This is a genomic window from Nonomuraea corallina (genome assembly GCF_027620315.1).
Taxonomy (GTDB): Bacteria; Actinomycetota; Actinomycetes; order Streptosporangiales; family Streptosporangiaceae; genus Nonomuraea; species Nonomuraea corallina.
The window spans coordinates 1-1525 of the sequence record NZ_JAPNNL010000343.1; the positions used below are offsets into that span (position 1 = coordinate 1).

At 70.3% G+C, this 1525-nt stretch carries 2 protein-coding genes; both read left to right on the forward strand.

Annotated features, from left to right (window positions below; all coding sequences use genetic code 11):
• The coding region (locus tag OUY22_RS36595) for a Mu transposase domain-containing protein (RefSeq protein WP_408638259.1) at positions 1 to 684 on the forward strand (684 nt) is incomplete at its 5' end.
• Positions 681 to 1460 carry an IS21-like element helper ATPase IstB gene (gene istB / locus OUY22_RS36600; protein WP_270159905.1) on the forward strand — a complete coding sequence of 260 codons (780 nt, stop codon included), beginning with the start codon at positions 681 to 683 and terminating at the stop codon, positions 1458 to 1460. The genes OUY22_RS36595 and istB, both read left to right, overlap by 4 nt.
• Positions 1461 to 1525: the final 65 nt, after the last annotated feature.

Here is a 1525-nt window from a genome sequence, read left to right on the forward strand (position 1 = left end):
CACTCGGAGATCTGCGCGATCCCGGCCGAACGGCTGGCCGCCGAGCGGGAGGTGATGAGTACGTTGCCGTCACTGCGTCCCGCGATCGGCAAGCCGCCCATCACGCGCAAGGTGGACAAGCTGTCGTGCGTGCGGTTCGGCTCGGCCCGCTACTCGGTGCCCAACCGCCTGATCGGGGTCCGCGTCGCCGTCGTCGAGGCCGACGGCCGGCTCCTGATCACCGACCTGGCCACCGGGGAGATCGTCGCCGACCATGCCCCGGTCGCGCCAGGCGAGGCCGCGATCTGCGATGAGCACTACGGCGGCCCCAGGCCCGCACCGCGTCGCGCCGCCCGGCCGCGCACGTCGGCGGAGAAGGCGTTCCTGGCGCTCGGCCCGGTCGCCGAGGCCTGGCTTACCGGCTCGGCCGCCTCCGGCAACACCCGCCTGGCCGCCGATCTGGTCGAGTTGGCCGCCCTGCAAGCGGCCCACGGCGATGCCACGCTGGTGGCCGCGCTGGAGCGCGCGGCGCGGTTCCGCCGCTGGCGAGCCGATGACATCCGCTCCATCCTCGCGGCCGGATCCGGCACGCCACAGCCGACACCCGCCGGGGACGCGCTGGTGATGGCCCTGCCCACCGTCCCCACCCGGTCACTGGACGACTACGCCCTCGACCGGATCGACGAGATCGGACAGGCCGGATGACCGCGCCCAGCACGCCCGCACTGCCCACCGACCTGGATGCCGGGCTACGCCGCCTGAAGCTGGCCACCATGCGCCGCCTGGCACCCGAACTGCTCATCACCGCCCGCACGCAGCGCTGGAACCCCGAAGAGTTCCTCCGCACCCTGCTGGAGGCCGAACTAGCCGCGCGGGATGAGTCCAACATCCGCACCCGGATGAAGGCCGCCTCCTTCCCGGTGATCAAAACGATCGAGGAGTTCGACGTCGGAGCCTCCTCCATCCCCCGCGCGACCTTCGATTACCTCGCCGGCTTGGAGTGGATCCGCGCCCAAGAGAACTACTGCGCGGTCGGTCCAGCCGGCACGGGCAAGTCCCACAGCCTGGTCGCCTTCGGTGTCGCCGCCGTCCACGCCGGTTACAAGGTGCGCTACTTCACCGCGGCCGAGTTGGTCGAAACGCTCTATCGGGGCCTGGCCGACAACTCCGTCGGCCGCGTGATCGAGAACCTCCTGCGCAACGACCTGGTGATCATCGACGAGGTGGGCTTCGCCCCGCTGGACGACACCGGCGCGCAACTGCTGTTCCGGTTCGTGGCCGCCGCCTATGAACGCCGTGCACTCGGCATCGGCTCGCACTGGCCCTTCGACCAGTGGGGCCGCTTCCTGCCCGAGCACACCACCGCTGTCAGCCTGCTGGACCGGCTCCTGCACCACAGCGTCGTCGTGGTCACCGAGGGCGAGTCCTTCCGCATGAAACAGGCACGAACCCGGACAGGTGGACGCCTCACCAAGAAGTAGTCAACTACGAAGGCGTGGGGACATCTATCCGGCCACCAGCGGCGACACGCACTCGGCCGTTGACA